The 26,332-nt window shown below is 65.3% G+C and carries 23 protein-coding genes, 2 tRNA genes and 1 riboswitch; of the genes, 5 read left to right on the forward strand and 20 right to left on the reverse strand.

The genetic code is table 11. The annotated features are described in order from the left end of the window. Window positions 1–74: 74 nt before the first annotated feature. From rnk to LQD11_RS10715, 13 genes are all read right to left on the reverse strand, one after another. Complete coding sequence (rnk, locus tag LQD11_RS10655; protein ID WP_238617525.1) at window positions 75–488, reverse strand: nucleoside diphosphate kinase regulator; 414 nt, start codon at window positions 486–488, stop codon at window positions 75–77. A 79-nt stretch (window positions 489–567) separates the two neighbouring features. Then, window positions 568–3,714 (reverse strand): diguanylate cyclase, encoded by a 3,147-nt coding sequence (locus LQD11_RS10660; protein WP_238617526.1) that lies wholly within the window; start codon window positions 3,712–3,714, stop codon window positions 568–570. 218 nt (window positions 3,715–3,932) lie between these two features. After that, a tRNA-Glu gene (locus LQD11_RS10665) sits at window positions 3,933–4,008 on the reverse strand. A gap of 317 nt (window positions 4,009–4,325) precedes the next feature. Next, window positions 4,326–4,401 (reverse strand) — tRNA-Ala (locus LQD11_RS10670). 95 nt (window positions 4,402–4,496) lie between these two features. Continuing rightward, a complete protein-coding gene (gene gltX, locus LQD11_RS10675; protein ID WP_008931741.1) occupies window positions 4,497–5,903 on the reverse strand; it encodes a glutamate--tRNA ligase in 1,407 nt (468 codons plus the stop codon). Between the two features lie 90 nt (window positions 5,904–5,993). Continuing rightward, a complete protein-coding gene (locus LQD11_RS10680; RefSeq protein WP_008931742.1) occupies window positions 5,994–6,725 on the reverse strand; it encodes an adenosylcobinamide-GDP ribazoletransferase in 732 nt (243 codons plus the stop codon). Continuing rightward, window positions 6,722–7,336 carry a histidine phosphatase family protein gene (locus LQD11_RS10685; protein WP_238617527.1) on the reverse strand — a complete coding sequence of 205 codons (615 nt, stop codon included), beginning with the start codon at window positions 7,334–7,336 and terminating at the stop codon, window positions 6,722–6,724. The genes LQD11_RS10680 and LQD11_RS10685 overlap by 4 nt, the downstream gene beginning before the upstream one ends. 17 nt (window positions 7,337–7,353) lie before the next feature. Further along, a complete protein-coding gene (gene cobT / locus LQD11_RS10690) occupies window positions 7,354–8,415 on the reverse strand; it encodes a nicotinate-nucleotide--dimethylbenzimidazole phosphoribosyltransferase (protein WP_238617528.1) in 1,062 nt (353 codons plus the stop codon). Continuing rightward, window positions 8,412–8,936 carry a bifunctional adenosylcobinamide kinase/adenosylcobinamide-phosphate guanylyltransferase gene (gene cobU / locus LQD11_RS10695; protein ID WP_238617529.1) on the reverse strand — a complete coding sequence of 175 codons (525 nt, stop codon included), beginning with the start codon at window positions 8,934–8,936 and terminating at the stop codon, window positions 8,412–8,414. The genes cobT and cobU overlap by 4 nt, the downstream gene beginning before the upstream one ends. Further along, window positions 8,933–9,973 carry a threonine-phosphate decarboxylase CobD gene (gene cobD / locus LQD11_RS10700; RefSeq protein WP_238617705.1) on the reverse strand — a complete coding sequence of 347 codons (1,041 nt, stop codon included), beginning with the start codon at window positions 9,971–9,973 and terminating at the stop codon, window positions 8,933–8,935. The genes cobU and cobD overlap by 4 nt, the downstream gene beginning before the upstream one ends. A 2-nt stretch (window positions 9,974–9,975) precedes the next feature. Then, window positions 9,976–10,899 (reverse strand): adenosylcobinamide-phosphate synthase CbiB, encoded by a 924-nt coding sequence (gene cbiB / locus LQD11_RS10705; RefSeq protein WP_238617530.1) that lies wholly within the window; start codon window positions 10,897–10,899, stop codon window positions 9,976–9,978. Next, window positions 10,893–12,194, reverse strand: a complete 1,302-nt coding sequence (locus LQD11_RS10710; protein ID WP_238617531.1) for a cobyrinic acid a,c-diamide synthase CobB — start codon at window positions 12,192–12,194, stop codon at window positions 10,893–10,895. The genes cbiB and LQD11_RS10710 overlap by 7 nt, the downstream gene beginning before the upstream one ends. A 25-nt stretch (window positions 12,195–12,219) precedes the next feature. Continuing rightward, window positions 12,220–14,040, reverse strand: coding sequence for a TonB-dependent receptor domain-containing protein (locus tag LQD11_RS10715; RefSeq protein ID WP_238617532.1), 1,821 nt, complete (start codon window positions 14,038–14,040; stop codon window positions 12,220–12,222). A gap of 163 nt (window positions 14,041–14,203) precedes the next feature. Next, window positions 14,204–14,459: riboswitch (cobalamin riboswitch) on the reverse strand. Window positions 14,460–14,589: 130 nt separating this feature from the next. Between LQD11_RS10715 and LQD11_RS10720 the strand changes: the two genes are divergently transcribed. From LQD11_RS10720 to LQD11_RS10740, 5 genes are all read left to right on the forward strand, one after another. Further along, window positions 14,590–15,519 carry a cobalamin-binding protein gene (locus LQD11_RS10720; RefSeq protein WP_238617533.1) on the forward strand — a complete coding sequence of 310 codons (930 nt, stop codon included), beginning with the start codon at window positions 14,590–14,592 and terminating at the stop codon, window positions 15,517–15,519. Then, window positions 15,516–16,484 (forward strand): FecCD family ABC transporter permease, encoded by a 969-nt coding sequence (locus tag LQD11_RS10725; RefSeq protein ID WP_238617534.1) that lies wholly within the window; start codon window positions 15,516–15,518, stop codon window positions 16,482–16,484. Before LQD11_RS10720 ends, LQD11_RS10725 begins: the two co-directional genes overlap by 4 nt. Before the next feature lies 1 nt (window position 16,485). Continuing rightward, complete coding sequence (locus LQD11_RS10730) at window positions 16,486–17,289, forward strand: ABC transporter ATP-binding protein (RefSeq protein WP_238617535.1); 804 nt, start codon at window positions 16,486–16,488, stop codon at window positions 17,287–17,289. A gap of 90 nt (window positions 17,290–17,379) precedes the next feature. Next, complete coding sequence (locus LQD11_RS10735; protein ID WP_238617536.1) at window positions 17,380–18,627, forward strand: efflux RND transporter periplasmic adaptor subunit; 1,248 nt, start codon at window positions 17,380–17,382, stop codon at window positions 18,625–18,627. A 3-nt stretch (window positions 18,628–18,630) separates the two neighbouring features. Continuing rightward, the gene (locus tag LQD11_RS10740; RefSeq protein ID WP_238617537.1) at window positions 18,631–21,717 is read left to right on the forward strand and encodes an efflux RND transporter permease subunit; all 3,087 of its coding nucleotides are present in this window, start codon (window positions 18,631–18,633) and stop codon (window positions 21,715–21,717) included. A gap of 12 nt (window positions 21,718–21,729) precedes the next feature. Here the strand turns inward: LQD11_RS10740 and LQD11_RS10745 are convergent, their stop codons facing one another. The 7 genes from LQD11_RS10745 to LQD11_RS10775 are packed head-to-tail and all read right to left on the reverse strand — an operon-like array spanning window position 21,730 to window position 26,291. After that, window positions 21,730–22,380, reverse strand: coding sequence for a retropepsin-like aspartic protease family protein (locus LQD11_RS10745; protein WP_238617538.1), 651 nt, complete (start codon window positions 22,378–22,380; stop codon window positions 21,730–21,732). Beyond that, window positions 22,377–22,877: a phosphatidylglycerophosphatase A family protein gene (locus LQD11_RS10750; protein ID WP_238617539.1), complete on the reverse strand. Its 501-nt coding sequence runs from the start codon at window positions 22,875–22,877 to the stop codon at window positions 22,377–22,379. The genes LQD11_RS10745 and LQD11_RS10750 overlap by 4 nt, the downstream gene beginning before the upstream one ends. Further along, entirely contained in the window at window positions 22,874–23,845 is a 972-nt protein-coding gene (gene thiL, locus LQD11_RS10755) for a thiamine-phosphate kinase (RefSeq protein ID WP_238617540.1), read from the reverse strand. The genes LQD11_RS10750 and thiL overlap by 4 nt, the downstream gene beginning before the upstream one ends. Before the next feature lie 9 nt (window positions 23,846–23,854). Continuing rightward, window positions 23,855–24,298 carry a transcription antitermination factor NusB gene (nusB, locus tag LQD11_RS10760; RefSeq protein ID WP_238617541.1) on the reverse strand — a complete coding sequence of 148 codons (444 nt, stop codon included), beginning with the start codon at window positions 24,296–24,298 and terminating at the stop codon, window positions 23,855–23,857. After that, a complete protein-coding gene (gene ribH / locus LQD11_RS10765) occupies window positions 24,295–24,777 on the reverse strand; it encodes a 6,7-dimethyl-8-ribityllumazine synthase (protein WP_238617542.1) in 483 nt (160 codons plus the stop codon). Before ribH ends, nusB begins: the two co-directional genes overlap by 4 nt. 15 nt (window positions 24,778–24,792) lie before the next feature. Then, window positions 24,793–25,908 carry a bifunctional 3,4-dihydroxy-2-butanone-4-phosphate synthase/GTP cyclohydrolase II gene (gene ribBA, locus LQD11_RS10770; RefSeq protein ID WP_238617543.1) on the reverse strand — a complete coding sequence of 372 codons (1,116 nt, stop codon included), beginning with the start codon at window positions 25,906–25,908 and terminating at the stop codon, window positions 24,793–24,795. A 47-nt stretch (window positions 25,909–25,955) separates the two neighbouring features. After that, window positions 25,956–26,291 carry a DUF3392 domain-containing protein gene (locus LQD11_RS10775; RefSeq protein ID WP_238617544.1) on the reverse strand — a complete coding sequence of 112 codons (336 nt, stop codon included), beginning with the start codon at window positions 26,289–26,291 and terminating at the stop codon, window positions 25,956–25,958. Window positions 26,292–26,332: the final 41 nt, after the last annotated feature.

Here is a 26,332-nt window from a genome sequence, read left to right on the forward strand (position 1 = left end):
TGCAGTTGGTGTTTGAAGAGAGCCGTTTGCGCCCGCACGGGGCAAGCGCGGCACGGAACTAGAAAATCAGAGCTTCAGCGATGGAAATCTCCGGCGCTTTCAGGCTGATAGAGGATTTCATCGATACGGACCCTGATGACCCCACCTCCCGGCCGGGGCCATTCGATCTGATCGCCGACGGACAGTCCCAGCAACGCGCTACCCACCGGGGCCAGGATGGACACCTTGTCCGCCTGCCCGGTGCTGTCCTTGGGGTAGACCAGCGTCATGCAGAAGCTCTCGCCGGTACTGTCCATGACGAAACGCACGGTGGAATTCATGGTCACCACCGTCGGCGGAATCTGCTCTGGATCGACCACCTCGGCACGGTCCAGTTCGGCCTGCAAGGCCGCCTTACCCGGAAAGGCAGTTTCCGAAATCGACGCCAGCAGGCTGTCCAGCCTGTCGTAATCCTGCGAAGATAGGACGATATTGGGTTTGCTATTCACGCTGATGAACTCTGAACATCCTTAAATTAGAGGACGGGGCATTCTATCCCGAAATCTCGTATTTTTCGCCCCCCCAGGCTCAGGCCCCCTTGGGCAAGGGGGATGGAGCCTTCACTTCCACACGGTTGCGACCGGCATTCTTGGCCCGGTACAAGGCCTCGTCGGCCCGTTGCAGGACATGGTCCGGTAGGATGTCACACCCTGCCAGGCTGGTAATGCCGATGCTCACCGTGATCGGGATTTCCAGCTCATCCGTGCGCACGGGGATGCGGGCAATGCGCTTTCTGAGGCGTTCAGCCAGGGCCCTCGCGGCCTGCAGATCGGTATCCGGCAACAGGACCGCGAACTCCTCTCCCCCCATGCGCCCGGCAAAATCGCTCTTGCGCAGACAATAGCGAACCAGTGACGCAAAATGCCTGAGCACCGTGTCGCCGGTGGAGTGGCCATGGGTATCGTTCACATGTTTGAAATGATCCAGGTCCAGCATCATGACGGCGGCCCGGTGATCGGGATTGCGGTCCATTCGCAGGATCTCCTCCCGCATCCGTTCGAGAAAATGACGCCGATTGGAAAGCCCGGTGAGGTGATCGGTGGTCGCCATCTCCCTGAGTTCCTGCTCCATGCGCTTGCGGTCGGTGATGTCGGAAATGGTCCCCACCATGCGCAGGGGGTTCCCCTTGGGATCACGTCTCACCACCAGTCCGCGGGCCAGGATCCAACGCCAACCACCTTCCTTGCCATGCACGCGATGCTCGGTCTCGTAGTGAGCCGAGCTGCCATCCAGATGTCGCCGCAGATGCTCCCGCACATGATGACGGTCATCCGGATGCACATGCCGGAACCACTCCTCAGCCCGGGAACACACAAACTCATCCTCACTGTACCCCAGAATCTCTCCACAGCGCCGGGACTGGATCAGGGTATCGGCCTGCACGTTCCAGTCAAACACAGCATCACCGGCCGCCTCCAGGGCAAAACGCCAGCGCTCGGCATTTTCCTCCAGAGTTTGCAGGTTTCCTGTGCGTTCGATGGCAATGGCGGCAAGATTGGCAAATTCTCGGATCGAACGGATTTCACTTTCAGACGGGCTATGAATCCGGCGCCGAAACAGGCTGACATGACCCAGCAGCCCCCCTTGTGATGACGGGATCGGAACCGACCAGCAGGAGGCGAGCCCGCGCTCCATGGCCGGCGCCTTGAGATCGGCCCACCGGGGGTCCGAGTGAATGTCGGTCGAGATGAGGATCTGTCGCCGACCTGCCGACCCGCAGGCCGGCGGCCCGACAATCCCGTTACCGAAATGATCTGAAACCGCCCGCTGAAAATCCGCATCCAGGCTGGGTGCCGCGGCCGGCACCATGCGCTGTTGCGTCTCGTCCATCAAGGAAATGAGGCACAGGATCTCGGGATCCTCAAGCTCCACACTCCGGGCCAGGGAATCCAGTATCACGGGCAGTTCGGCGCCACCGGCCAGCAGGGAAAGTACCCGATTCCTTCCCGCCTCGCGCTGCTCGTGTCGCTTGCGATCCGAAATATCCGCCAGCGCACCCTCAAAGTGCAGCATATTGCCGTGCGCATCATATTCAACAACCGTATGATCCTCGATCCAGAGGGTCTTGCCCGTGCTGGTGACAATCCGATACTGCTGACGAAACTGCTTGCGATTGTGTCGTATATATCGTCCCAGCTCGGCGATCAGGCGCTCACGATCATCCGGATGAACCAGATCGATGAACCGCTTTTCACCCGACATCATCTCCGCCGCCGAATACCCCCAGCGTGACACATTGGCGGAAATGTAATCCACCGGCCATCCCGGATCGGCCAGCCAGCGGCAGAGTATCACCACACCGGACTCCACCACCCGGTTGACCGACTTGAGCAACTCCATGGCCTGCAGGCGTTCCAATGCCACCGAGAGGTCCCGCACCATCTCCCGCAACAGGGACACCGTCCTACCGGAAAAGGCTCGTGACTGGGCGCTGAAAAGATTCAGTGTTCCACTCATTTTTCCCGATGGGGTCACGGCAAACCTGGCCAATGACCGCATCCCCGCGGCCAGGGCTTCCCCGGCATCATGCAACCCGGCATTTTCGGCGCTTAAGGTATCGATCACGATATGTGGCGCATGACCCGACACATCATCGCTTGCATTCGCCGTTAGCCATCGCATTGAACATTGCTGAGGCTCGATATCACCCACGTCATCACCGGCACGGGCAAACAGGCGCAATTTACGGGCATCCCCGGCTTCCCACAGCCCGATCCACGCCGCACTGAAACCACCCCGGCTCACCAGGATTTCGCACACCGCATGAATCAGCGCCTTGCGATCATGGTGGCGGACAATGGCCTGATTCACACGAATCATCATGTCCTGTAATTGCTCATGCTGTTGCCGGGCAAACCGATCACCTTCGTCTTGCCCGACACCCCGCAGAACAACGAAATAGGCGCTGGGGCCACCGTCGGCATGACGCACGGCGCGCACACACACGGAGGCCGCAATGACCTTGCCGTCGGCGCGCACGAAGGCCTTGTTGCATTCAAATTGATCAATGCTCCCCGATACCAGACGGGAAAACTCGCGGGCCTCGTCTTCAAGGCCCTCACTGAGGGAAACGGACTGCCAGGTCATTCCCAACAGCTGATCCCGGGAATGGCCCAACATTTCGACCAGGCGCTGGTTGACGGCGGTCCAGCGATAATCCTTGGGGGAGAGCATGCCCAAGGCAACAAAGTGCAGACTGTAGAAATAGTCCATCAAAGGACTGTCGATCAATGCATGGACGTGCCGCACGGGCCGTTCTGCCAGGGTGACGGCAAAGCATGGGGACATGCCGGAGGGCTTACGGCCATTTTTGGCCACATGGACATCAGCATGGAACACACGCCCCTGCCCGCTTCTGAACAGCAGACCCTCTTCCAGCACACTGCCGATGTTGCCGGCCCGGACAACGAGATCCGTGATCGAAGGGCAGCCTTCCCGGGGTAACTGGAAATCCGCCAGATTCAGTGCCGGGACCAACCGTTCCTTGGCATCATCCCCCCACAACAAATCCAGGGCCACTGCATTGCCCTGCAGGATCAATCCATTACCGTCCACCAGCAGTTCGGCAACGGGAGACTCAAACCGCAACCCTTCGGCTGCGTTGCCAACGGAGGAAGATACCGCGGACACGGCAGATGTCAGAGGCAGGGTATGCCTGTCTGTCGGCAAGGCCATGCAAGGGTCCTTGGCACCACGGCCACGCAGGAAAAGCATCATTGCTTACCAAGACTGTAGCAGAAACCCCGTAGTCCACGGATCCCGCTGAAGAGAATCAAAGAAGGACGGTAGGATTTTTCAGACACGCAGACGCAAAAAGACCCCTTTAAAGGGGTCTTTTTGTTTGACTGCCTTGGCAGGATCAACATCCATCAGGATGAAACCTTGCCTTTGTATGGCGTCCCCACGGGGATTCGAACCCCGGTCGCCGCCGTGAAAGGGCGGTGTCCTAGGCCTCTAGACGATGGGGACTAGGAAAACAGCATTATAGCAGATCAGCGGAAAATAAAAAGCTTTTATTTTACTCTGCCTGCCTTACAGCTAAACTTCTTATTGGCGCTTTTCGTGTCTCTGCTCTGTCAGAACCACCGTGACCAACCCGGTGAATACCATCAGAACACCCAAAGGCACCAGAGACAGAAAATACTTTGCAAGCTCATCGGTTCCGTAAAACAACGCACCGAAACCGACGACCATGCCTGCCAACGTAAGCAGTGCCCCAACAACCATCGAGTATTGACCTATTCGATGCATGCCGAATCACTACCCGGCCCGCCGAAGCGGAAATTTGGTGGAGCCAGGCGGGATCGAACCGCCGACCTCTTGCATGCCATGCAAGCGCTCTCCCAGCTGAGCTATGGCCCCGAAAGCTTCATGACCGTTTCGCTGTTGCCGTGTTGGTCATGTCCCTCAGAAGCTGCGTACTATACGGATCCTTCAGGATGCTGTCAACAGTTTTTTTAAACTTTTTTCGACGCGATCCATTCAGCAGCTTTCTGAATCCTCGACAGGGTTCGCTCCCGTCCGATCAGCATCAGGGTCTGATCAATGGACGGCGAAACCGAGCCGCCGGTCACCGCCACACGCAGCGGCTGAGCGACCTTGCCCAATTTTACTTGTAACCTTTCTGAAACACCAGTCACGGATTCGTGGATCTGCTCCGCGCTCCACTCCCCCAAGGCATCCAGCGCGGCATGCAGGGCCTGCAGCACCGGCAGGGCATCAGGCGTCAGGTTCTTCTGCGCTGCCTTTTCATCGTACTCATCGAACTCCTTGAAGAAGTACACGCTCTGGTCGGCCATCTCCACCAGGGTCTTGGCGCGGTCACGCAGGATCTCCACCACGTCACGCAGGGGCGGCGGCGTGGAAGGATCCACGTCCCGCTGGCCCATGTGCCAGGACAACTGCCGGGCCACGTAGTCGGAGGTCTGGGTCTTGATGTAGTGCTGGTTCAGCCACAGGAGCTTTTCCGGATTGATGGCCGAGGCGGAATGATTCACGTCGGCGATGTCGAACAACTCGATCAGTTCGTCCAGGCTGAAGATTTCCTGATCGCCATGGGACCAACCCAGTCGCACCAGATAGTTGAGCAGCGCCTGGGGCAGATAGCCGTCATCCCGGTACTGCATCACGCTCACCGCCCCATGGCGCTTGGACAGCTTGGTGCCGTCGGGACCGAGGATCATGGGCAGATGGGCATAGCGGGGCGGTTCCACGCCCAGGGCCTTGAGGATGTTGATCTGGCGAGGGGTGTTGTTCAGGTGATCATCGCCACGGATCACGTGGGTGATCTGCATGTCCCAGTCGTCCACCACCACGGTGAGATTGTAGGTGGGGGTGCCGTCGGAACGGGCGATGATCAGATCATCCAGTTCGGTATTCTGGAAGGTGACGCGGCCACGCACCATGTCGTCCACCACGGTAATGCCTTCGGCGGGGTTACGGAAGCGGATGACAGGACTGACACCTTCCCGGGGCTCGCCCCGCAGGCGGCAGCGGCCGTCGTAGCGCGGCTTGACCTTCATCGCCATCTGCTGATCGCGCATGGCATCCAGCTCTTCCTTGGTGCAGTAGCAGTAATACGCGTGACCGGTATCCAGCAATTGCTGGATCACCTCTTTGTAGCGGTCAAAACGCTGGGTCTGGTAGAACGGGCCTTCATCGTATTCCAGGCCCAGCCAGTTCATGCCTTCCAGGATTGCATTCACCGATTCCGCATTGGAACGCGCCAGATCCGTATCCTCGATGCGCAGGACGAAATCGCCACCGTGCTTGCGGGCATAGAGCCAGGAAAACAACGCCGTGCGGGCACCGCCGATGTGGAGATAACCGGTCGGACTGGGAGCGAATCGGGTGCGAACTTTCATGGAGTCACTCTGGCTTGGATGTATTGGAAGCGGCATAGAGTAGCAGACGACTTGCGGGGCTTCACCCGCTGCCTGCAATCAGGGCGCCTCTCATTGCAAGGCCAGCACGACGGCGAGCAGTACCCCGGCCTCCACCAGCTCGATCAGTCCCCCGGCCGTATCCCCGGTGGTACCGCCGAGGCGATGCACCATCCAGGCCCGACCGAGCAGGAAGACCAGTGCCGCGCCCGCCAGGGCCCAGACGCCGGCCATGCCGCCCAGGATGACGACGGCCAGCGCCACCCCCGCAGTGACCAGCCACGCCCCCCGACGCGGCAGATGCCGGGCCAGCAACGTGGCCATGCCGGCGGAACGGACATACTCGGTCAGCAGGAACAGCGGCAGGATAGCGGCTCGTCCCAGCAGGGGCGCCAGGATCAGGGCCATCCAGCCCCCCGTCAGGGCCAGCAGTTCGAACACGGCGGCAAACTTCACCAGCACCAGCAGGATCAGGGCCGTGACACCGGCGGGACCGCAGCGGGGATCCTTCATGATCTCCAGGGTCCGCTCCCGGTCCCCCAGACCACCGATCCAGGCATCGGCGGTATCCGCCAAACCATCCATGTGCAAGAGCCCGGTCAACAGCACCCAGGCGGTGACGATCAGCGCCGCCGCCAGCACGCCCTCCCCCAGCGCCCACGCCAGCGCGGCCAGGGGTAGCCCCATGAGCAGGCCCACCAGGGGGTAGTACAGCATGGAGCGGCCCACCTCCTCATCGGTGGGCGAGTTCCAGCTCACGGGAAATCGGGTCAGAAAACGCAGGGCCACGAGAAAGGGTTTCATGCCGCCCCCTCCCGGATTGGGCCATGTTCGTTACCCAGGGCCATGACCCGGGCGCCCCGCCCTGCCCTGCCGGGCGAAGTGATGCGATAGAGACAAGCGTGGGGCACCTCCAGACGCAGCAGATCCGACAGGGGGCGCTGCTGCACATGCAGCAGGATCAGACGGATCACGCCGCCATGGGTCACCACCAACACCCGCTCGCCCATCGCGCTTTCACACACCTGTCGCCAGGCCGCCAGTACCCGATCCCGGAAATCCACCAGGGGTTCGGCACCGGGAGGGATGTGGTTGAGCGGGTCTTCCCAGAATCGGCCCAGGGCATCCGGTTCCGTTTCCATCAGTTCCGCCGCCGTGCGCCCCTCCCAGGTACCGAAATGCATCTCCCGCAGATCCGGCTCCAGGGCCAGGGGCAGGGCATCGGCCCCGGCCCAGTCCCGGGCCGGGGCCGCACAGCGGCGCAGGGGCGAAGTGATGATCCGATCCCAGGGACCATGGCGCTCGTACCCCGCCTGCATGTGGGCGCGCCCCTGGTCGGTGAGCTCATCATCCAGGCTGCCACGGAAGGCAAAGCCCCCCGTGGTCTGGCCGTGGCGCATCAGATCAATCTGCATGGATGGCAAGGGCACCTTCAGTGCGCCTCCGTCACCTGGGCCTCGGCGAAGGTGGCCATGTGACAATGGATGTCGCAGGCCAGACGCAGCAGGGGCACCGCCGTAGCGGCACCGCTGGCCTCGCCCAGGCGCATGCCCAGATCCAGGACGGGATCCGCCGCCAGCGCCCCCACCAGCAGGCGATGACCCGGCTCGGCGGAAGCATGGGCAAACAGCATCCAGTCCCGGGCACCGGGACAGATGCGCACCGTGGCCAGGGCCGCGGCGGAACTGATGAAACCATCCACCAGGATGGGCATGCCCATCTGCGCGCAGGCCAGATACGCGCCACTCATGGCGGCAATCTCGAACCCCCCGACCCGACGCAGGCATTCCACCGGGTCCGACAGGTTCTCCGCGCCATGCAAATGCAGGGCGCGACGCAACACCTCGACCTTGTGCCGGACACCCTCCTGATTGAGCCCGGTGCCGGGTCCCGCCAGCACCTCCGGGTCACGCTCCAAAAGCCCGCAGGACACGGCCGCCGCCGCCGTGGTGTTGCCGATGCCCATCTCTCCGGCCAGATAGAGCTGGGCACCGGCCAGGCGTGCCCGTTCGGCACTGTGACGGCCGGCATTCATGGCTTTGGCCAACTGATGGGCATCCATGGCGGGGCCTTCGACAAAATTGGCGGTCCCCGGTCCCAGACGCACATCCAGCACCTCGGACATGGGCTCCAGTTCCACCACGGTTCCCAGATTGATCACTTCCAGTGTCGCACCGATGGAGCGCGCCAGGACACTGATCCCGGCCCCGCCGCGAGCAAAATTCCTGACCATCTCGGCGGTGACGGACTGGGGAAAGCGGGAAATCCCTTCGGCCGCCACGCCGTGATCACCGGCGAAGATGCTGATCCGCACCTGATCCACCCGCGGCTTGTCGGTACCCTGCATCCCGGCCAGTCGGGTGGCCAGGGTTTCCAGGCGGCCCAGGGAACCCAGGGGTTTGGTGAGCTGAGTCTGTCGATCTTCCGCGGCGCGGCGGGCGGTTTCATCGATCGGTGCGGCGGGGACCTGCAACCAGGGGGTTTCGTGATTCAAAGGGGTTCTCCTTTCAGGATATGTGGCAAGCCGGCCACGGTCAGGACGACGCGATCCGCACGGGCGGCCACCGCCTGATGCAGGCGTCCGGCATCATCGCAGAAACGTCGGGTCAGTTCTCCCAGGGGCACGATGCCCATGCTGGTCTCATTGCTGACCATGATCACACGGCCGGGCAGACGGGGCAGCACCACCAGAAAGTCCTCCTGTTCACAGGCGCAGGTCTGTGCCTCCTCATCCCATAACAAATGGGTCAGCCAGAGGGTGAGGCAGTCCACCAGCAAACAATGCCCGGGACGGGCATGGCGGACCAGTGTCGCCGCCAGATCGGCCCCGCTCTCCACCAGCGTCCAGTCCGACGGACGGCGCTCACGGTGGTGGCGGATGCGCGCATGCATTTCCTCGTCGTCACCGGGTCGAGCGGTGGCCACATAGGTCACCGGCAGACCGCTCTCCAGGGCCAGACGCTCGGCCAGGGCGCTTTTGCCGGAACGGACACCGCCCAGGATCAGTTCTTTCATAGGTCAATACCTCGCTCATGCCCGGCATCCACCCTGCCCACCACCCAGGCCAGCGCAACCTCCAGACGCTGCCATTGGGCCTCATCGGCCGGCAGACCAAAGCGTAGACTCAAGGGATCGGTGAACAACCGGGTAAGAATGGCTTCCCGGCGCAGCCCCTGATGGATCTGCCTGGCGTGGGGGGTACGCACCCACTGGAACACATCGGTCCCGCCGTCAGGCACCAGCCCGTGCGCGCTCAGGCAAGCTTGCAGACGCAGCCCGGAGGCGGCCAGTAAGGCCCGGGTCCGGATCTGCCAGTCCCGGTCTTCCAGCGCCCGGGTGGCCACCCAGCGCGAGGGACCGCTCAGGCACCAGGGTCCCAGGCGGGCGGACAGACGGGCCAGCAGGGGCGCCTCCGCCAGGACGAACCCCACCCGCGCCCCGGCCAGACCAAAGAACTTGCCCAGTGAGCGCAGGACCACCAGGCCGGGCCGGGGACAAAGCGGGGCCAGACCCAGGTCCGGGGTGGCGTCCATGAAGGCCTCATCCACCACCAGCCAGCCACTCCGGACCGCCAGATCAGCCAGCCAGGCCTGCAGCCGGGACGGTGCGAAGGTGTCGCCGGTGGGGTTGTTGGGATGGACCAGCAGCAGCACATCCAGTCCGTCCAGACGGGATTCGATCTCCTCCACGGCCAGCGGGATCACCTGGTGTCCCGCCAGGCGCCAGGCATGGGCATGCTCGGCATAGCTGGGATGCAGCATCCCCACCCGTCGCCCCGGCGGCAGCAGGCCTGGCAGGGCCTGGATCGCCGCCTGGGAACCGGCCACCGGCAACAGGGCATCCGTACCGTAATAGGCGGCCGCGGCCTGTTCCAGCCCATCGGCCTCCTCCGGCAGACGGGACCAGACCGACGCCGGCATCCCATCGGGCACCGGCCAGCCCACCGGATTGATGCCGGTGGACAGATCCAGCCAGCGGCTCAGGGGGATACCCTCTTCCCGCGCCGCCTGACGCAGGCGGCCGCCGTGGGGCAAGGTCACCGGAGTACTCATGTTCATGACAAAAAGCCCGTGATAGGGAGAAGATGGCCGATCAGTATCAATAACATGAAGCACGCCAGCCAGATCCCCATCCCCCGTCGGATGAGATCCAGTGCCCGCCGGATGTCCTCGGGCCGGGCCGCCTGCCCCGCCCCCAGATCCGGACGCGGCTCCAGCCGGCCGTGGTAGACCGCCGCCCCGCCCAGACGGATGCCCAGCGCCCCGGCGCCGGCAGCCATCACCGGGCCGGCATTGGGGCTTTTCCAAACCCGTCCCTGCCGTCGCCAGCAGTCAAGGGCGACCCGGGTATGGCCCGCCAGGGCATAGGCCAGAGCGGTCAGGCGCGCCGGGATCCAATTCATCACATCGTCCAGCCGGGCCGCCGCCCAGCCAAAGCGACCATAGCGATCGGTGCGATACCCCCACATGGCATCCAGGGTGTTCACCAGCCGGTAGGCCACCACCCCGGGCGCTCCGGCCACCAGAAACCAGAACACCGGCGCAAACAGGGCATCGTTACCGTTTTCCAGCACGGATTCCAGGGTGGCCTTGCTGATGTCCTGCGCATCCAGGGTTCGGGTATCCCGGCTGACCAGAAAGGCGACCCGCTCGCGGGCCTGGTCAAGATGCCCCTGGGTCAGGGCGTCGGCGATACCCTTGCCGTGTTCGCCCAGGCTGCGCCAGCCGATGGCCAGATAGAGCAGGACCAGTTCGGCCACCCAGCCCCAGGGCGGCAGGGACACCAGCAGGGCCAGCAATACGAACGGGATCACCAGCATCGCCACCAGCCAGGCACCCCGGCGCCGGTCATCCCGATGGAAACGGCGTTCGGCGGCATCCACCAGGGCACCGAAACCCACCAGGGGGTGCCAGCGGGGAGGCTCACCCAGGAGCCGGTCCAGCAGCAGCGCGGACAGCAGCAGGACCAGGGTCAGCATGGCCGGTGTCCGCCCAGCAGGTGGCCGATCGCCTCCGGGTTGGAGGGGAAATACAGATGGACATAGCTGGCCGTGACGGGACCGAGGCGATACACCGGCTCCGCCGTGGCTCGCCCGTTGGGGCTGCGGGCATGGGTCAGCGGCTCGATCCTCGCCGTCATGGCGGAATGATGGAAGGTATGTCCCCGCAACGTGCCTTCCGGCAACACGACTTCCTGGGGTCCCAGTCCGGCCAGCCGACCCTGCATCCGTGCCTCCCCCGGCAGCAGACCGGCCATGTCCGCCCCCTGCCCCGCCACATCCGACAATCGCTCCAGCAGATACAGCATGCCGCCGCACTCGGCCAGTATCGGGCGCCCGGCGCTGACGTGGGAAAGCAGGTCCTGTTTCAGCCGCTCATTGGCCGCCAGTGCGGGCAGATGCAACTCCGGATAGCCGCCCGGCAGATAGACCCCGTCGGCCTCGGGCAATCTTTCCCCCGCCACCGGCGAGAAAAAGCACAGCTCCGCGCCCAGTTTGGCAAGCACCTCCAGATTGGCCGGATAAATGAAGGCAAAGGCCGCATCCCGGGCCACCGCGATGCGCCGTCCCGCCAGCAGCCTGGGGGACGGGCTCCGGTCCACCGGCGCGAAGGACACCGGGGGCGGCAATCCACCCGCCGTCCACACCAGACGGCCGGCGGCAGCCTCCAGGCGCTGATCCAGATCCTGGATTTCCTCGGCCTGGACCAGCCCCAGATGCCGGCTGGGCAGGGCCGCGTCCGGCGCCTTGGGCAGATAGCCCAGGGCCGTCAGCCCCGGCGGCAGGTCTTCCAGCAGCATCCGATAGTGGCCCTCACTGCTCACCCGATTGGCAAAGACCCCGGCAAACGGCACGTCGGGCCGGAATGTGGACAACCCGTGGGCGATGGCCCCGAAGGTCTGGGCCATGGCGGCACCGCTGATGGAGGCCAGCACGGGAATTCCCAGGGTTCGGGCAATATCCGCCGTGGAAGGGCGACCATCGAACAGGCCCATCACCCCTTCCACCAGGATCAGGTCCGCGTCCCCCGCCGCCTCAAAAAGACGCTGGCGGGCGTCGGCCTCGCCGGTCATCCACATGTCGATGGAATGGACCTCGTGACCGCAGGCCTGGTGGTGAATCATGGGGTCGAGAAAATCCGGTCCGCCTTTGAACACCCGCACCCGCCGCCCCTGGTTGCGGTGATACCGGGCCAGGGCGGCGGTGACCGTGGTCTTGCCCTGCCCGGACGACGGGGCCGTGATCAACAGAGCTGGGCAATGGCGGGTGTTCATGGTCGTTGCGGGGCGGGCAGGCCCCTCATTGCTGGTAGTTGAGGGTCAGATAAAATGCCCGACCCGGCTGTTCATAATCAATGGCGTTATCACGGGCTGTGGCATAGTCACGGTCGAACACGTTGTTCAGGGTCGCCCGCACCGTCCAGGCCGGATTCACCTGATAAGCGGCCCGCAGATGCACCAACTCGTGACCGGCGATGCGGTCGGTGTTGGCGGCATCATTGTAGCGCCGTCCCTCGGCAATGAGGGTGGTCCCGAAAGACCAGTCCTGCCATCGCCGGTCCAGATCCAGACGCGCGATCTCGTTGGGGCGACGCCGCAGCTCATGACCGGTATGGCGGTTCTCATGATCCAGCAAGGTCAGGGACAGGGTGGCCGACCAGTGGGCATGACGCATCCCCGTCTCCAGTTCCAGGCCACGGATACGCGCCTTTTCCACGTTCTGCGGCTGCCAGAAAAAGCTGCCGGGCACCGGCGCCCACTCGATCAGATCGTCGATGTCAGACTGGAACACCGCCAGATCCGCATGAAAACCACCGGATTGATGACGCAGCCCCAGTTCATAGGTTTCGGAGGATTCCGGTGCCAGGTCCGGATTGCCACTACCGGGCCAGTACAGGTCGTTGAAGGTGGGCGCCTTGAAGGCCGTACCGCCGCTGGCACGGACCCGCCAGGCATCGGTGATCCGGTAGCCCCAGGCCAGCTGCCCGGTAGTTTCCTTGCCGAAGGCCTCGTTGTCATCCTGCCGCAGACTGCCGGTCAGGGCATGACGCCCCAGGTCCAGCTGGAGCTGGGCGTATACACCCCAGTTGTCCCGCCGGGTCTCGTCATAATTGGTGGAACCACTCACTTTGTCGTCCTGGTAGTCCACCCCTGCCGTGAACAGGTGATCCCCCAGCAGGAGGTCGTTCTGCCAGGCGAACAGATATCGCGTCGTATCGATCCGTGACGAGGCCACCCCATTCTGGAAGGTTTCGTTCTCATCCCGGCTGTGGCTGACGCTCAGTTCACTGAACCAAACCTCGTGGAGCTGCCCCCGGACGCCGATCCGGGAGGCATGATGGACGAAATCAATCCAGTCCCGAGCCGGGTCACCGAAGTCATAATCGGTCTCCCCAAGGGCGTGATGAAAAGAACCGAACAGCTCCAGACCCTCGGTAGCCTGGTGGGACAAACGTCCGGAGACACTGCTGTTGTGGAATCCGTCCCGACCGGAATCCCCCACCCCCCGCTGAACATCGATGCCATCGGTGCCGAAGTGACTGCCGGAGAGGCTGTAGCGGGTCCGGTCCTGGCTGCCGGAAACCCCAAGTCCGTATTCCCGGGTATTGAAGGAACCGGCCCCCATGTGCGCCCGCACCCGGGCCGGGCCGTCACCTTCGCGGGTAAAGATCTGGATCACGCCGCCGATGGCATCGGAACCATAGAGACTGGTTCTGGGTCCGCGAACGATCTCCACCCGCTCGATCTCCGCCGGGGGCAGAAACTGCCAGGAGGCACTGCCCAGGGTGGCGGAGCCCATGCGCACGCCGTCGATCAGCAACAGGGTGTGATCCGAAGCGGCGCCGCGCAGGAACAGGCCGGTGGTCTTGCCGAAGGGACCATTTTGAGACAGGGCAATGCCGGCCCGGGCCGCCAACAGATCCGCGAACGCCTTCGGCTGCAACCGCTCGATCTCTTCACGCTCGATCACGGTCACGGACGCCAGGGTCTGATCCACGGTCTGGGCCGTGCGGGTGGGGGTCACCAGGATGGGATCGAGCCGGGCGATCATTTCCTGGGCAGACAGGGCATGGGGAAGGGCCAGCAGGATCGCGGCCGACAGCAGGGACTTCTTGTGCATGGGGATACTCTCCGGCGCGCCGCCCGCGCGCCATGCGGTCTTGAATCAGGACGGCATGCTGGAGAGCCAGGGGCGCGGGAAACCCGTCCTGGCACACGACCACGAACGGCACTTCCCTACCGGGGAACCCGAAGATATCGAGCCGCGCAAAGCCCTCCGCAATGCCGCGTAAGCGCATCAGGCCGGTCTCCGGGCTCGCGGGCGGGTCATGTACGACCTGGTCAGGGCACCTTCCCACGCTTGCGCGCAGTGGTTGTATCGCCCTGCCGGGGATCCTGGAAACACCATGGACCCCCCACCTCGCCTACCGTTGCGGGGGCAGCGCCGGCATTGTCCATGGCCTTGGGCCATGGTCGCACCGGCTTCCCGTTTCACCGGATGTGTGTCACGCATCCGGCACCTGAAGCGAGGCAGGATAATACGCAACAGGATCATGATTGGCTACCGCCAATGGGGTTTTTTCCGGCAGGATTGACCGCCGGCAACTGCTATGATGCCTGCCTTCAAGACTTGATCACCCACTATCGGCAATCAGCAAGAAAGGCGACGATGCGCGCAAAAAAAGCCCGTTTACCGATGATATCCGGCATTTTATGCCTCACCGCCTGGCTGACCACGGCCACGGCCGACCCCGCCGCGACGACGCCGGTCCAGGTCATCGATGACCGACAGCAGACGGTGTCCCTCGCCGCGCCGGCCGAGCGCATCATCAGCCTGGCCCCCCACATCACCGAGCTTTTGTTTGCCGTGGATGCCGGCAACCGGATCGTGGGCACGGTGAGTTTCAGCGACTACCCGGCGGCGGCAGCGGACATCCCCAGGATCGGCAGCTACAAGCAACTGGACATGGAATCCATCCTGGCCCTGAAACCGGATCTGGTGGTGGCCTGGAGCAGCGGCAACGTCCAGGCCCAGGTGGAGCGCCTGGCCCGGCTGGGGATTCCCATCTACTACAACGACCCCCAGGATTTCGAACAGCTGGCCCTGGCCCTGGAACGCCTGGGCACCCTGGCCGGGCGGGCACCCCAGGGACGGGCAGCGGCCGAGGACTTTCGCCGGGATCTGCGGGCGTTGGAAGCACAATACGGCGACCGGCCCAGGGTGACGGTGTTCTACCAGATCTGGGACCGCCCCCTCATGACCCTCAACGACCGGCACCTGGTCTCCCGCGCCATCGAAATCTGCGGCGGCCACAATCTGTTCGGTGACCTGGAAGCCCTGGTCCCGCGACTGGATCGGGAAGTGGTGCTGGCCGCCGATCCGGAAGCGATCCTGGGGGGCGGCATGGGCGAGGACAGCCCGCACTGGATCGAGGAGTGGCGCCGCTGGCCGACCCTGACCGCCACCGCCCGGGACAATCTGTTCTTCATCCCCCCGTCCCTGCTGCAACGGGCCACGCCGCGCATTCTGGAAGGCACCCGATGGGTCTGCGAGGCCCTGGAAACCGCCCGCGACCGGCGCCCGGAGACCTCCGAGTGAGCCGACCGGCCCTGGTGCTGCCGATCCTGCTGGGGGCCGCCGGCCTGTCCCTGGGCATCGCCGTGGCCCTGGGCAGCGTGCCGCTGACGCCCACCGAGACCCTGGCCGTGCTCACCGGCGGCGGCGAGCCGCTGCACCGGACCCTGATCCTGGAACTGCGCCTGCCCCGCGCCCTGGCGGCCTTTGCCACCGGCGGCCTGCTGGCGGTGGCCGGGGCGCTGATGCAGGTACTGCTGCGCAACCCCCTGGCGGACCCCTATGTGCTGGGGCTGTCCGGCGGCGCGGCGGTGGGGGCGTTGCTGTCCATGCTGGCGGGCCTGGGCATGGCCATGGTATCGGGGGCGGCCTTTGCCGGCGCCCTGTTGTCCACCCTCATCGTCTTCGGCCTGGCCCACGGCACCGGGAGCTGGACACCCACCCGTCTGCTGCTGACCGGGGTGGTGGTGGCGGCGGGCTGGGGTGCCTTCATCAGCTTCCTGCTGGCGATCAGCCCCACCACCGAACTACCGGGGATGCTCTACTGGCTGATGGGGGATCTGTCCCATGCCCACAGCCCCTGGCCGGCCTGGATCGTGCTGGTGGTCGTCGTGCTGGTGGCCATGCCCCTGGGGCGCAGTCTCAACGTACTGGCCCGGGGACCGCTGCAGGCGGCAGCCCTGGGTGTTGCCGTGCGCCCCCTGGAATGGACCCTCTACGGGGTGGCGGCCCTGGTCACGGCAACGGCGGTCACCATGGCGGGCAGCGTGGGTTTCGTGGGTCTGATCGTGCCGCACATGCTGCGTCTGGTGCTGGGCAATGACCAGCGCCTGATCCTGCCGGCCTCGGCCCTGGCCGGCGGCATCCTGCTCACCCTGGCGGACACCCTGGCGCGGACCCTGATCGCCCCCCAGCAGTTGCCGGTAGGCGTGATCACCGCCATGCTGGGCGTCCCGGTGTTCCTGTACCTGCTCTACCGCAGCCGTTGAGATGAGCGACTCCCGACTTCTTCAGCCAGCCCCCGCGCCCCTGCTGACCCTCATGGACCTGGTGGTGGACATCCCCGGCCGGGGCGACGGCGCCCCCCTGAACCTGGACATCCGGGCCGGTCAGTGCTGGGGCATCCTGGGCCCCAACGGGGCCGGCAAGAGCACCCTGTTGCATACCCTGGCCGGTCTGCGACCGCCCCGCCGGGGCACCATCCGGCTCCAGGGCCAGCCCCTGGGGCAACTGCCCCGCCGCCGCGTCGCCCGCCTGCTGGGCATGGTCTTCCAGGATCATCAGGACGGGTTTCCGGCCACGGTGCTGGAAACGGCCCTGATCGGCCGTCATCCCTACCTGCGTCCCTGGGAGATGGAGTCGGCCGAAGACCATCAGGCGGCCCTCAAGGCCCTGCGGCAGGTGGATCTGGCCGGTATGGAAACCCGTCTCATCGCCACCCTCTCCGGCGGCGAGCGCCAGCGCCTGGCCATTGCCACCGCCCTCACCCAGGACCCGCGCATCTTCCTGCTGGACGAGCCCACCAACCATCTGGATCTGCACCATCAGGTGGCGGTACTGGACATCGTCCGCCGTGCCGTGGCCGAGGGACGCAGCGCCGTCCTCACCCTGCACGACGTCAACCTGGCCGCCCGCTACTGCGATCACCTGCTGCTCATGTACCCCGGCGGCGAGGCCTGCTGGGGAACCACCCGGGAGATGCTGGTGCCCAACGCCCTGGAACGCCTCTACGGACAGGCCCTGGTCACCGGCGAGGTGGAAGGCATGCCGGTGTTCTTTCCCCGAACCCGGTAACGTCCGGCCCAAAGACCCAAAAATAAGCAAACACTGAATTACCTCCTCAACCCGGCTACAATGCCGGTTCACCTCAGCCCTCGACCGCCCATGCCCCTGCCTCCCCGCATCAAGCGCTTGCTGCCCCTGATCCTGCTGGCCATCGGTATCGGCGGGTTCGTCCTGCTGCTGATCACCCGGCCTTCCGAACCGCCCCGGCAGGTGGCGGAGCGGGTGTGGCGGGTGACGGCCGAAGAGATCACGCCCCGGACCCTTCCTCCCCAGGTCACGCTCCACGGCCATGTCACCTCGCCCCGGGCGGCCGGCCTGCGCGCCGCGGTGGAAGCGGACGTGGCCCGGGTGCCGGTGGAGGAAGGTCGCCAGGTCCAAGCCGGAGACACCCTGGTGATCCTGGACGACCGGGAACTGGAACTGCTGGTCCGGCAACGGCAGGCGGATCTGGATGACCTGCGGGCACAGCTGCGGGCCCTGGAACGAAGCCACGCCCGGGATCGGGAGGCATTGGACCGGGAACGCACCCTGCTGGCGCTGGCGGAACGGGCCGTGAACCGGGCCCAGGATCTGCTCAATCGCAACCTGGGTTCCCCCGCCACCCTGGAAGAGGCCCAGCGAAACCGGGAGCAGCAGGCCCTGGCCGTGGCCAACCGGCAGCTGGCCCTGGATGATTACGACGCTCGCCGGGAACAGCTGCGGGCACGCATCCGTCGGGCCGAGGCCCAGCTGGCCCAGGCCGCTCTGGATCTGGAACGCAGCCATGTCCGCGCCCCCTTCGACGGCCGCATCGCCCGCGTCAATGTCGCCCCCGGGGACCGGGTGCGGGTGGGCGACGCCCTGGTGACCCTGTTCGATACCCAGGCCCTGGAGGTGCGCGCCCCCATCCCCGCCGTCCATCTGCCGGCGGTGCGCCAGGCCCTCGACATGGCATCCCCGCCCGTTGCCCAGGCCCGGGTGGATGGCCTGCCCCTGACCCTTGAACTGAGCCGTCTGGCCGGTGAAACCGGGGCCGGCAGTGCCGGCGTGGAAGGGCTGTTCCGGATCGTCTCGGATACCCGGGACGTCCCCCTGGGACGCTTCGTCAGCCTGCGCCTCTCCCTGCCACCAAGAGAGCACGTGGTGGCCCTGCCCTTCGAGGCCCTGTACGGGCTGGATCGCATCTACCGCCTGGAAGACGGACGCATGCAGGGCCTTGCAGTGAGACGGGTGGGCGAATGGGTGGACGAGGACGGTCGCGAACGCATCCTGGTATCCGGCGAGGCCCTGCGAGCGGGTGACCGGATCATCACCACCCGGCTGCCCAATGCCATCGACGGCCTGCGGGTCAGCGCGGAGGCAGACTGATCCATGGCCCGTTCCCGTGGTGTGATCCCCTTCTTCCTGCGGCATCCGGTGGCGGCCAACCTGCTGGTGGCCCTGATGCTGCTTTCCGGCTCCTGGGCGCTGCTCAAGCTCAACACCCAGTTCTTCCCCAACTTCGCCCTGGATTTCGTCACCGTGCAGGTGGCCTGGACCGGCGCCAGCGCGGAAGACGTGGAAACCGGCATCACCATTCCCCTGGAACAGGAACTGCGCACCGTGGACGGTCTGCGCAGCCTCACCTCCACCTCGGCCCTGGGCATCGCCTCCATCACTCTGGAGTTCCAGGCCGGCACCGACATGACCCTGGCCACGGACCAGGTCAAGGACGTGGTGGCCCAGCAACGCAACCTGCCGGAGGCCGCCGAGACACCCATTGTCAACCGCATCATCCGCTACGAGCCCATCGCCCGGCTACTCGTCAGCGGGCCCGATCTGCGTGAACTGCGCCCCCTGGTACGGGAGTTCGAGCGTCAGTTGCTGGACCAGGGGATTGCCCGCATCGACTTTTCCGGCCTGCCGGAAGAGGAGATGGCCATCCAGATTCCCACCGCCCGACTGCTGGATCTGGGCATGACCCTGGGTCAGGTGGGCGAGCGGATCGCCGGTCTCTCCCTTGATCTGCCCGCGGGGATGGTGGGCCGGGACGACAGCGCCCGGCAGCTGCGCAGCCTGGAACAGGGTCGGGAGGAAATAGCCTTTGCCCGCCTGCCCCTGCGCAGCGACGCCGAAGGGGGCCTGATCCTGCTGGGGGATGTGGCCCGGATCGAGCGCAGGATCCGGGACAATCAGGTGCTGGTGCGCTATCAGGGCGAACCCGCGGTGGAAATGTCCCTGCAACGGGCGGAACGGGATGATGCCCTGGACGCCTCCGGCATCCTGCTGGGCTGGCTGGACGAGGCAAAAGAGACGCTGCCGCCGGGAGTACAGATCCATGTTTATGACCAGTTCTACGAACCCCTGGTGGAACGCATCGGCCTGCTGCTCAAGAACGGGGCCGGCGGTCTGATCCTGGTACTGGCGATCCTGTTCCTGTTCCTCAACGGCCGCCTGGCCCTGCGGGTGGCCCTGAGCATCCCCGTCTCCTTCACCGCCGCCTTCCTCGCCCTCTGGGCCCTGGGCGGCAGCATCAACATGATGTCCCTGTTCGGCTTCATCATGTCCCTGGGCATCATCGTCGACAATGCCATCGTGGTCAGTGAACATGCCTACACCCAGTACCAACGGGGCATGAACGCGGCCCAGGCGGCCCAGCGCGGTGCCCAGCGCATGATTGCCCCGGTGATCTCCGCCTCGCTCACCACCGTGGCCGCCTTCCTGCCGCTGATGCTCATCGGCGGCATCATCGGCAACATCCTCTTCGACATCCCCCTGGTGGTGATCTGTGTCATCCTGGCCACCCTGCTGATCAGCTTCCTGGTGCTGCCCTTTCACCTCAAGAACAGCCTGGAAAAGGTCAGGCCACCCCGCCCCGGCTCGTTCCGCGACCGCTTCGACAAGCGCTTCGATGCCTTCCGGGAAGGCCCCTTCCGGCGACTGGTCACCCATTCGGTGGAACATGCCGGCATCACCCTGGCGGGCGCGGTGGCGGTCCTGATCCTGGCCATGGGCCTGCTGGTGGGTGGTCGCATCGGTTTCACCTTCTTTCCCGCTCCCGAAGGCACCGTGGTCACGGCCGCCGCCCACTTCGTCGCCGGGACCCCGCCGGAACGGGTGGAACGGTTCCTGGAACATGTGGAGTCCACCCTCCATGACACCGAATCCGAGTTGGGCGGCAACCTGATCCGCAACGTGGTGGTCTCCCTGGGCCGGGGCGTGGACACCGGCGGGCCGGTACAGGCGCCCCGGGGAGACCAGTTCGGCGCCATCCTGGTGGAACTGGTCTCCCCGGACCAGCGGGACGTGCGCAATACCCGATTCATCCGGGAATGGCAGTCACGCATCCAGATGCCACCGGGGATCGAGCTGTTCAGCATCACGGAACGCCAGGCCGGCCCACCGGGACGGGACGTGGATATCCGCCTGACCGGGGCGGACCCGGAACGGCTCAAGGCGGCCGGGCTGGAACTGGCCGAGACACTCAACGACTTTCCCGGCGTGTTTGCGGTGGAAGACAACATGCCCTATGGCCGGGAGCAGCTCATCTACCGGCTCCGACCCGAGGGCCTGGCCCTGGGACTGACCACGGAATCCCTCGGTCGTCAGCTGCGTCACGCCTTCGACGGGGCGTTGGCACAGATCTTTCAAGAGGGTCTGGAAGAAGTGGAGGTGCGCGTGATCCTGCCCGACGACGAGCGTCACCACGGCGTCACCCTGGAGCGCTTCACGGTGATCCTGCCGGGCGGGGGCATGGCCCCCCTGGACACGGTGGCCGAGTTCCAGCCGCGCCAGGGCTTCGAAACCCTGCGCCGGGCCGATGGCCGGCTGGCCATTTCCGTATCCGCCGAAGTGGACCGGGCGGTGAACAATGCCGGCCGGGTCCGCGAACAGCTGGCGGCCGACGTACTTCCCGCGCTGGCCGAACGTCATGGGGTGACGTGGTCCTTCGAAGGCCGGGCAGCGGACCAGGCGGAAACCCTGGCGGACATGCGCATGGGTCTGATCTTTGCCCTGGCGCTGATCTATCTCACCCTGGCCTGGGTGTTCGGATCCTACGGCTGGCCGCTGGTGGTCATGGCCATCATCCCCTTCGGCCTGCTGGGCGCCCTGGCCGGGCACTGGCTCCTGGGCATGGAAATGACCATCCTGTCCCTGTTCGGGCTGTTCGGCCTGACCGGTATCGTGGTGAACAACTCCATCATCCTGGTGAGTTTCTATCAGTCCCTGCGCGAGGAAGGCCTGGCCCAGGACGCGGCCATCGTGGAGGCCTCCTGCCAGCGCCTGCGTGCGGTGCTTCTGACCTCGTTCACCACCATCGCGGGACTGGTGCCGCTGTTGTTCGAGCGTTCGGTGCAGGCCCAGTTCCTGATCCCCATGGCGGTATCCATCGTCTTCGGTCTGGCGGTGGCCACGGTGCTGGTCCTGGTGGTGATCCCCGCCTTGCTGGCGGTGCATGAGCGATGGGTGAACCGCTGAACAAGCACTGGGTCAGAAGCGTTGTTCCAGTATCAGCGCCCCACCTTCGTTACGCATGTCCACCTGGTCCAGAAAACTCATGCCCAGCAGGGCCATGCCGGGCTGATTTCCCGGCAGCACGAAGGCCGGGACATTGCGCTGTTCGATCCCGCCCACCCGCACCCGGTCCAGATGAATGCGGTGCCCCCATTCGGTGCCCGAAGCCGTCTGCACCCGAACCTGAGCCCCCCGGGTGTAGTCGAGCCCCAGACGACGGGCTTCCACGGCACTCAGGGCAATGGCCGAGGCGCCGGTGTCCACCAGAAAGGTGACGGCATGGCCGTTGATGGCGCCGGGCGTGGTGAAGCCGCCCGAACTGCCCCGATAGATCCGCGCCTGGCTGATGGCCCGAGGTTGGAATTCCCCGCCGACGCGGCCGTCGATGCCGATCTGACGCTGACGCCCCTCCAGTTCGATGAGCACGGTCCCGCTGCGACTGTCGGTGCTGATCAGGCGCACCCCGGCTTCGGACGTCTCCCCCACCCGCAACACCTGACGCTGCCCGTCCAGGGCCATCACGGCGCGATCGGAAAAGACCCCCATCAAATGAATGTCCACGGCGGCGGCGGGAGCGGCCAGGAGCACCGAAAGCAGGGTCAGCCGGGGGAGATGGCGGGTTCTCATGGGGCGGTGAAGGCAAAGGCCAGTAGCTGCAGCACCACCAGAGCATAGACCCCCGCCAACAGGTCATCCACCATGATGCCAAAACCGCCTTCCACCCGCCGGTCAAGCCACCCGATGGGCCAGGGCTTGAGCACGTCGAAGATCCGGAACAGTACGAAACCCACCAGCACCCAGATCCAGCCCGCCGGCGCGGCGATCATGGTGACCAAAAAACCGGCGAACTCATCCCAGACGATGCCGGGATGGTCATGGACCCCAAGACGCCGTGAGCTCTCGCCGCAGAGCCAGACACCGACGCCGATCACGATCAGGGTGGCCAGCAGGTAGCCCCACAGCGGCAGGCCGGACAACAGTAGATACAGGGGTATGGCGGCCACCGTGCCCGCCGTGCCCGGGGCCTTGGGCGACAGGCCGCTGCCGAAGCCGAAGGCCAGAAAATGCACCGGGTCCGTGAGAACCCGGCGCGGGGGGATGGGGGCGGGCTTGGATGGGCTCATGAGGACTCCGCGATCTGAAAATGGTCATAGCCGCCCCGATCCAGCGACAGCCGGTCACCGGCCGGATCCAGCACCCGTAGCCCCGATTCGGCCTCGATCTCACCGATCTCGGTCACCGGGCAGCCCGTGCCCGCCAGACGCTCATGGACCCGGGGCACCCTCTCGGGAGGTACCGTGAACAGGAGTTCGTAGTCATCGCCTCCCGCCAGGGGCAGGGACCAGTCAATCCCCTCGGCGGGCATGTGGGCCAGAAAGGCGGCCGACAGGGGCAGGTCGGATGTGCGCAGGGTCGCCCCGACCCCGGAGGCCGTCAGGACATGACCCAGGTCCTGACACAGCCCGTCGGAGATGTCGATGCAGGCCGAGGCCAGACCGCGCAGGGCCAATCCGGCCGCCACCCGGGGCGTGGGCCGATCCAGGCGCCGGCGCAGCGGATCGTCGGGATCCAGGGCCTGCCCGGCCAGCATCCGCTGCAACGCCAGCGCCGCATCCCCCGGCGTGCCCGTGACCATGATGCGATCTCCCGGGCGGGCACCCCGACGTCGCAGGGCGGCCCCCACCGGCGCCACCCCCATGATCTGCACCGTGATGGACAAGGGACCACGGGTGGTATCCCCGCCCACCAGTTCCACCCCGTGCTGCCGGGCCAGGTCCAGCAGGCCCCGGGCAAAGGCTCCGAGCCAGTCCGGGTCCTGATCCGGCAGGGTCAGGGCCAAGGTGATCCAGCGGGGCATGGCGCCCATGGCGGCCAGATCGCTCAGGTTCACCGCCAGGGCCTTGTGGCCCACGGCGGACGGGGGCGTCTGCGCGGGAAAGTGAACGCCCCGAATCAGGGTATCCACCGATACCACCAGCTCATGACCCGGCGGCACCCGCAACAGGGCCGCGTCATCCCCCACCCCCAGGATCACGTCCGGATGCCTGGGAGCCTGGGTGAAATGACGACGGATCAGGTCAAACTCCTTCACGGGCAGACACTAGCGGATCGACACCTGGGCCGCCACCTTGTCGATGACCCCGTTGACGAAGCGGTGTCCCTGCTCCGCGCCGAATTTCCTGGCCAGGGCCACCGCCTCGCTGATGGCCACCTTGTAGGGCACCTCGGGGCAATGCTGCAGTTCATAGGCGGACAGACGCAGGATGGCCCGCTCCACCGGGTCCACCTGTTCCATGGGGCGGTCCAGATGGGGTTCCACCAGGGCGTCGACGGCCTTCACCTGTTCGGTCACCCCCAACAGGATCATGCGGAAGTATTCCCAGTCCGCCTTTTCCATCTCGGGATCTTCCTTGAATTGGGCCAGGATGTCCTTGGGGTGGTAGCCGGTCAGCTGCCACTGATACAGGGCCTGCATGACCAGACGCCGGGCATGGCGCCGGGCGTGGGTCAGGCGACGGTGGTCCGTGGAATGGGGCTGGTTCATGCTCGAAGCGACCTGATCAGGCTGACCATTTCCAAGGCGCCCAGGGCGGCATCGGCGCCCTTGTTGCCGGCCTTGGTGCCGGCGCGCTCGATGGCCTGCTCGATGGTGTCCGTGGTCAGCACGCCGAAGGAGATGGGCAGACTGTATTCCAGCTGAATCTGAGCCAGGCCCTTGGTGGCCTCGCCCGCCACATAGTCGAAATGAGGGGTGGAACCGCGGATCACGCAGCCCAGGGCGATGATGGCGTCGTACTTGCCGGAATCGGCCATCACCTTGACCGCCAGGGGCAGTTCGTAGGCACCGGGCACCCGGGCCACGGTCAGGTTCGCGGCCGGCACGCCGTGACGCAGCAGGGCGTCCTCGGCCCCTTCCAGCAGGCGCTCGACGATGAAGGCGTTGAAGCGGGACAAGACCAGGCCGACGCGCACGTCGGAGAGGTCGGTGAAGGTCCCTTCATGGGTCTGGATGGCTGAATGCATGGGATCACTCTTGACTTAGTCGTTGACGTATTCGACCACTTCGAGCCCGAAACCACCGAGCCCATGGAAGCGTTTGGGGGAGGACAGCAGGCGCATCTTGCTGATGCCCAGGTCCTTGAGAATCTGGGCACCGATGCCGTGGGTGCGCAACTCGGCCGGTTCCTGCTCATCCTGGACCGGTGGGCTGGGCTGGCGGCTGCGCAGGGCCATCTCCCGCAGGCGACGGACCATTTCCCGGGGACTTTCCGGCTTGTGAATGACCACCGCCACCCCGGCCCCTTCCGCCTCGATGCGCGCCAGCGCCGCCCGCAACGGCCAGCCGCAGTTGGGGCCGCGATAGGCCAGGGTATCGCACAGGCCACCTCCCAGATGGACACGCACCAGGGTGGGTGTCTCACCGTCCACCTCGCCCTTGACCAGGGCAAAGTGCAGGGCCTTGTCCACCGTATCCTCATAGGCGATGAGGCGAAACTCGCCGAACTCGGTGGGAAACGGGCTTTCCGCCACTCGTTCCACGCTGCGCTCGTTCTCGATGCGGTAACGGATCAGGTCCTCGATGGTGCCCATCTTCAGGTCATGCTCGGCGGCAAAGCGCTCCAGGTCCGGACGCCGGGCCATGGAGCCGTCCTCGTTGAGGATCTCGACGATCACCGCCGCCGGCTCGAACCCCGCCAGACGGGCATAGTCGCAACCGGCCTCGGTATGTCCGGCCCGCACCAGCACCCCACCCGGCTGCGCCATGAGTGGAAAGATGTGTCCGGGCTGGACCAGGTCCTCGGGGCGCGCATTGGGCGCCACCGCGGTACGCACCGTATGGGCGCGATCGTAGGCGGAAATCCCGGTGGTCACCCCTTCCGCCGCCTCGATGGAGACGGTGAAGTTGGTGGCATGCTTGTCGTTGGTATCCCCCACCATCAGCGGCAGCTTGAGCTGACGACAGCGTTCCCGGGTCAGGGTCAGGCAGATAAGGCCACGCCCGAAGCGGGCCATGAAATTGATGTCTTCGGGCCGGGTCAGGGAGGCGATCATGAGCAGATCGCCCTCGTTTTCCCGGTCCTCGTCATCGACGATGATCACCATCCGACCCTGACGCAGGTCTTCGATGATTTCTTCCGTGGTATTGAATGACATGGGCAATCGCCGGCTGGGGTTTGGAGTGGAAATCCGACCGGGTCGGATCACATCTGATGCTTGCGCTCGGCCAGAAAGCCCAGCAACAGGAAGGCACCCACCACCATGGGGGCCAGCCATCGGGTGTCCACCATGAGCATGGCATCGGCCAGCATGGGGGTGAGGAAGACGGTCAGGGCGCCGTAGCCGAAGGCACACATGAGGACGAAGCCCAGCAGACGGACCAGACGATGATAGGCGCGCAGGATCATCTTCACCACGCGATTGATATCGTTGCCGTAGATCACCAGCACCGTGGCCACGAAGGCCAATGCAATCTGGCCCACATGGCCACGCACCCAGTTCCCCGCCTGCAGCAGGGTATCATCCAGCCATTCCATCATGGGTCATCCCCCCCTGATTCGAGATCACATCGTGCAAAGGC

The sequence above is a fragment of the Ectothiorhodospira shaposhnikovii genome, assembly GCF_022227765.1.
Lineage (GTDB): Bacteria > Pseudomonadota > Gammaproteobacteria > Ectothiorhodospirales > Ectothiorhodospiraceae > Ectothiorhodospira.

What these genes read in the sequence shown, in the direction of transcription:
- ribH (WP_238617542.1), bottom strand. Translation starts at nt 24,777, where the DNA reads ATGCATTCAGCCATCCAGACCCATGAAGGGACCTTCACCGACCTCTCC.
- LQD11_RS10680 (WP_008931742.1), bottom strand. Translation starts at nt 6,725, where the DNA reads ATGAAACCCTTTCTCGTGGCCCTGCGTTTTCTGACCCGATTTCCCGTG.
- nusB (WP_238617541.1), bottom strand. Translation starts at nt 24,298, where the DNA reads ATGAACCAGCCCCATTCCACGGACCACCGTCGCCTGACCCACGCCCGG.
- cobU (WP_238617529.1), bottom strand. Translation starts at nt 8,936, where the DNA reads ATGAAAGAACTGATCCTGGGCGGTGTCCGTTCCGGCAAAAGCGCCCTG.
- cbiB (WP_238617530.1), bottom strand. Translation starts at nt 10,899, where the DNA reads ATGCTGACCCTGGTCCTGCTGCTGTCCGCGCTGCTGCTGGACCGGCTC.
- LQD11_RS10660 (WP_238617526.1), bottom strand. Translation starts at nt 3,714, where the DNA reads ATGGCCTTGCCGACAGACAGGCATACCCTGCCTCTGACATCTGCCGTG.
- gltX (WP_008931741.1), bottom strand. Translation starts at nt 5,903, where the DNA reads ATGAAAGTTCGCACCCGATTCGCTCCCAGTCCGACCGGTTATCTCCAC.
- cobD (WP_238617705.1), bottom strand. Translation starts at nt 9,973, where the DNA reads ATGAGTACTCCGGTGACCTTGCCCCACGGCGGCCGCCTGCGTCAGGCG.
- LQD11_RS10685 (WP_238617527.1), bottom strand. Translation starts at nt 7,336, where the DNA reads ATGCAGATTGATCTGATGCGCCACGGCCAGACCACGGGGGGCTTTGCC.
- LQD11_RS10720 (WP_238617533.1), top strand. Translation starts at nt 14,590, where the DNA reads ATGCGCGCAAAAAAAGCCCGTTTACCGATGATATCCGGCATTTTATGC.
- LQD11_RS10735 (WP_238617536.1), top strand. Translation starts at nt 17,380, where the DNA reads ATGCCCCTGCCTCCCCGCATCAAGCGCTTGCTGCCCCTGATCCTGCTG.
- LQD11_RS10730 (WP_238617535.1), top strand. Translation starts at nt 16,486, where the DNA reads ATGAGCGACTCCCGACTTCTTCAGCCAGCCCCCGCGCCCCTGCTGACC.
- LQD11_RS10710 (WP_238617531.1), bottom strand. Translation starts at nt 12,194, where the DNA reads ATGAACACCCGCCATTGCCCAGCTCTGTTGATCACGGCCCCGTCGTCC.
- LQD11_RS10745 (WP_238617538.1), bottom strand. Translation starts at nt 22,380, where the DNA reads ATGAGAACCCGCCATCTCCCCCGGCTGACCCTGCTTTCGGTGCTCCTG.
- ribBA (WP_238617543.1), bottom strand. Translation starts at nt 25,908, where the DNA reads ATGTCATTCAATACCACGGAAGAAATCATCGAAGACCTGCGTCAGGGT.
- LQD11_RS10750 (WP_238617539.1), bottom strand. Translation starts at nt 22,877, where the DNA reads ATGAGCCCATCCAAGCCCGCCCCCATCCCCCCGCGCCGGGTTCTCACG.
- LQD11_RS10715 (WP_238617532.1), bottom strand. Translation starts at nt 14,040, where the DNA reads ATGCACAAGAAGTCCCTGCTGTCGGCCGCGATCCTGCTGGCCCTTCCC.
- LQD11_RS10775 (WP_238617544.1), bottom strand. Translation starts at nt 26,291, where the DNA reads ATGATGGAATGGCTGGATGATACCCTGCTGCAGGCGGGGAACTGGGTG.
- LQD11_RS10740 (WP_238617537.1), top strand. Translation starts at nt 18,631, where the DNA reads ATGGCCCGTTCCCGTGGTGTGATCCCCTTCTTCCTGCGGCATCCGGTG.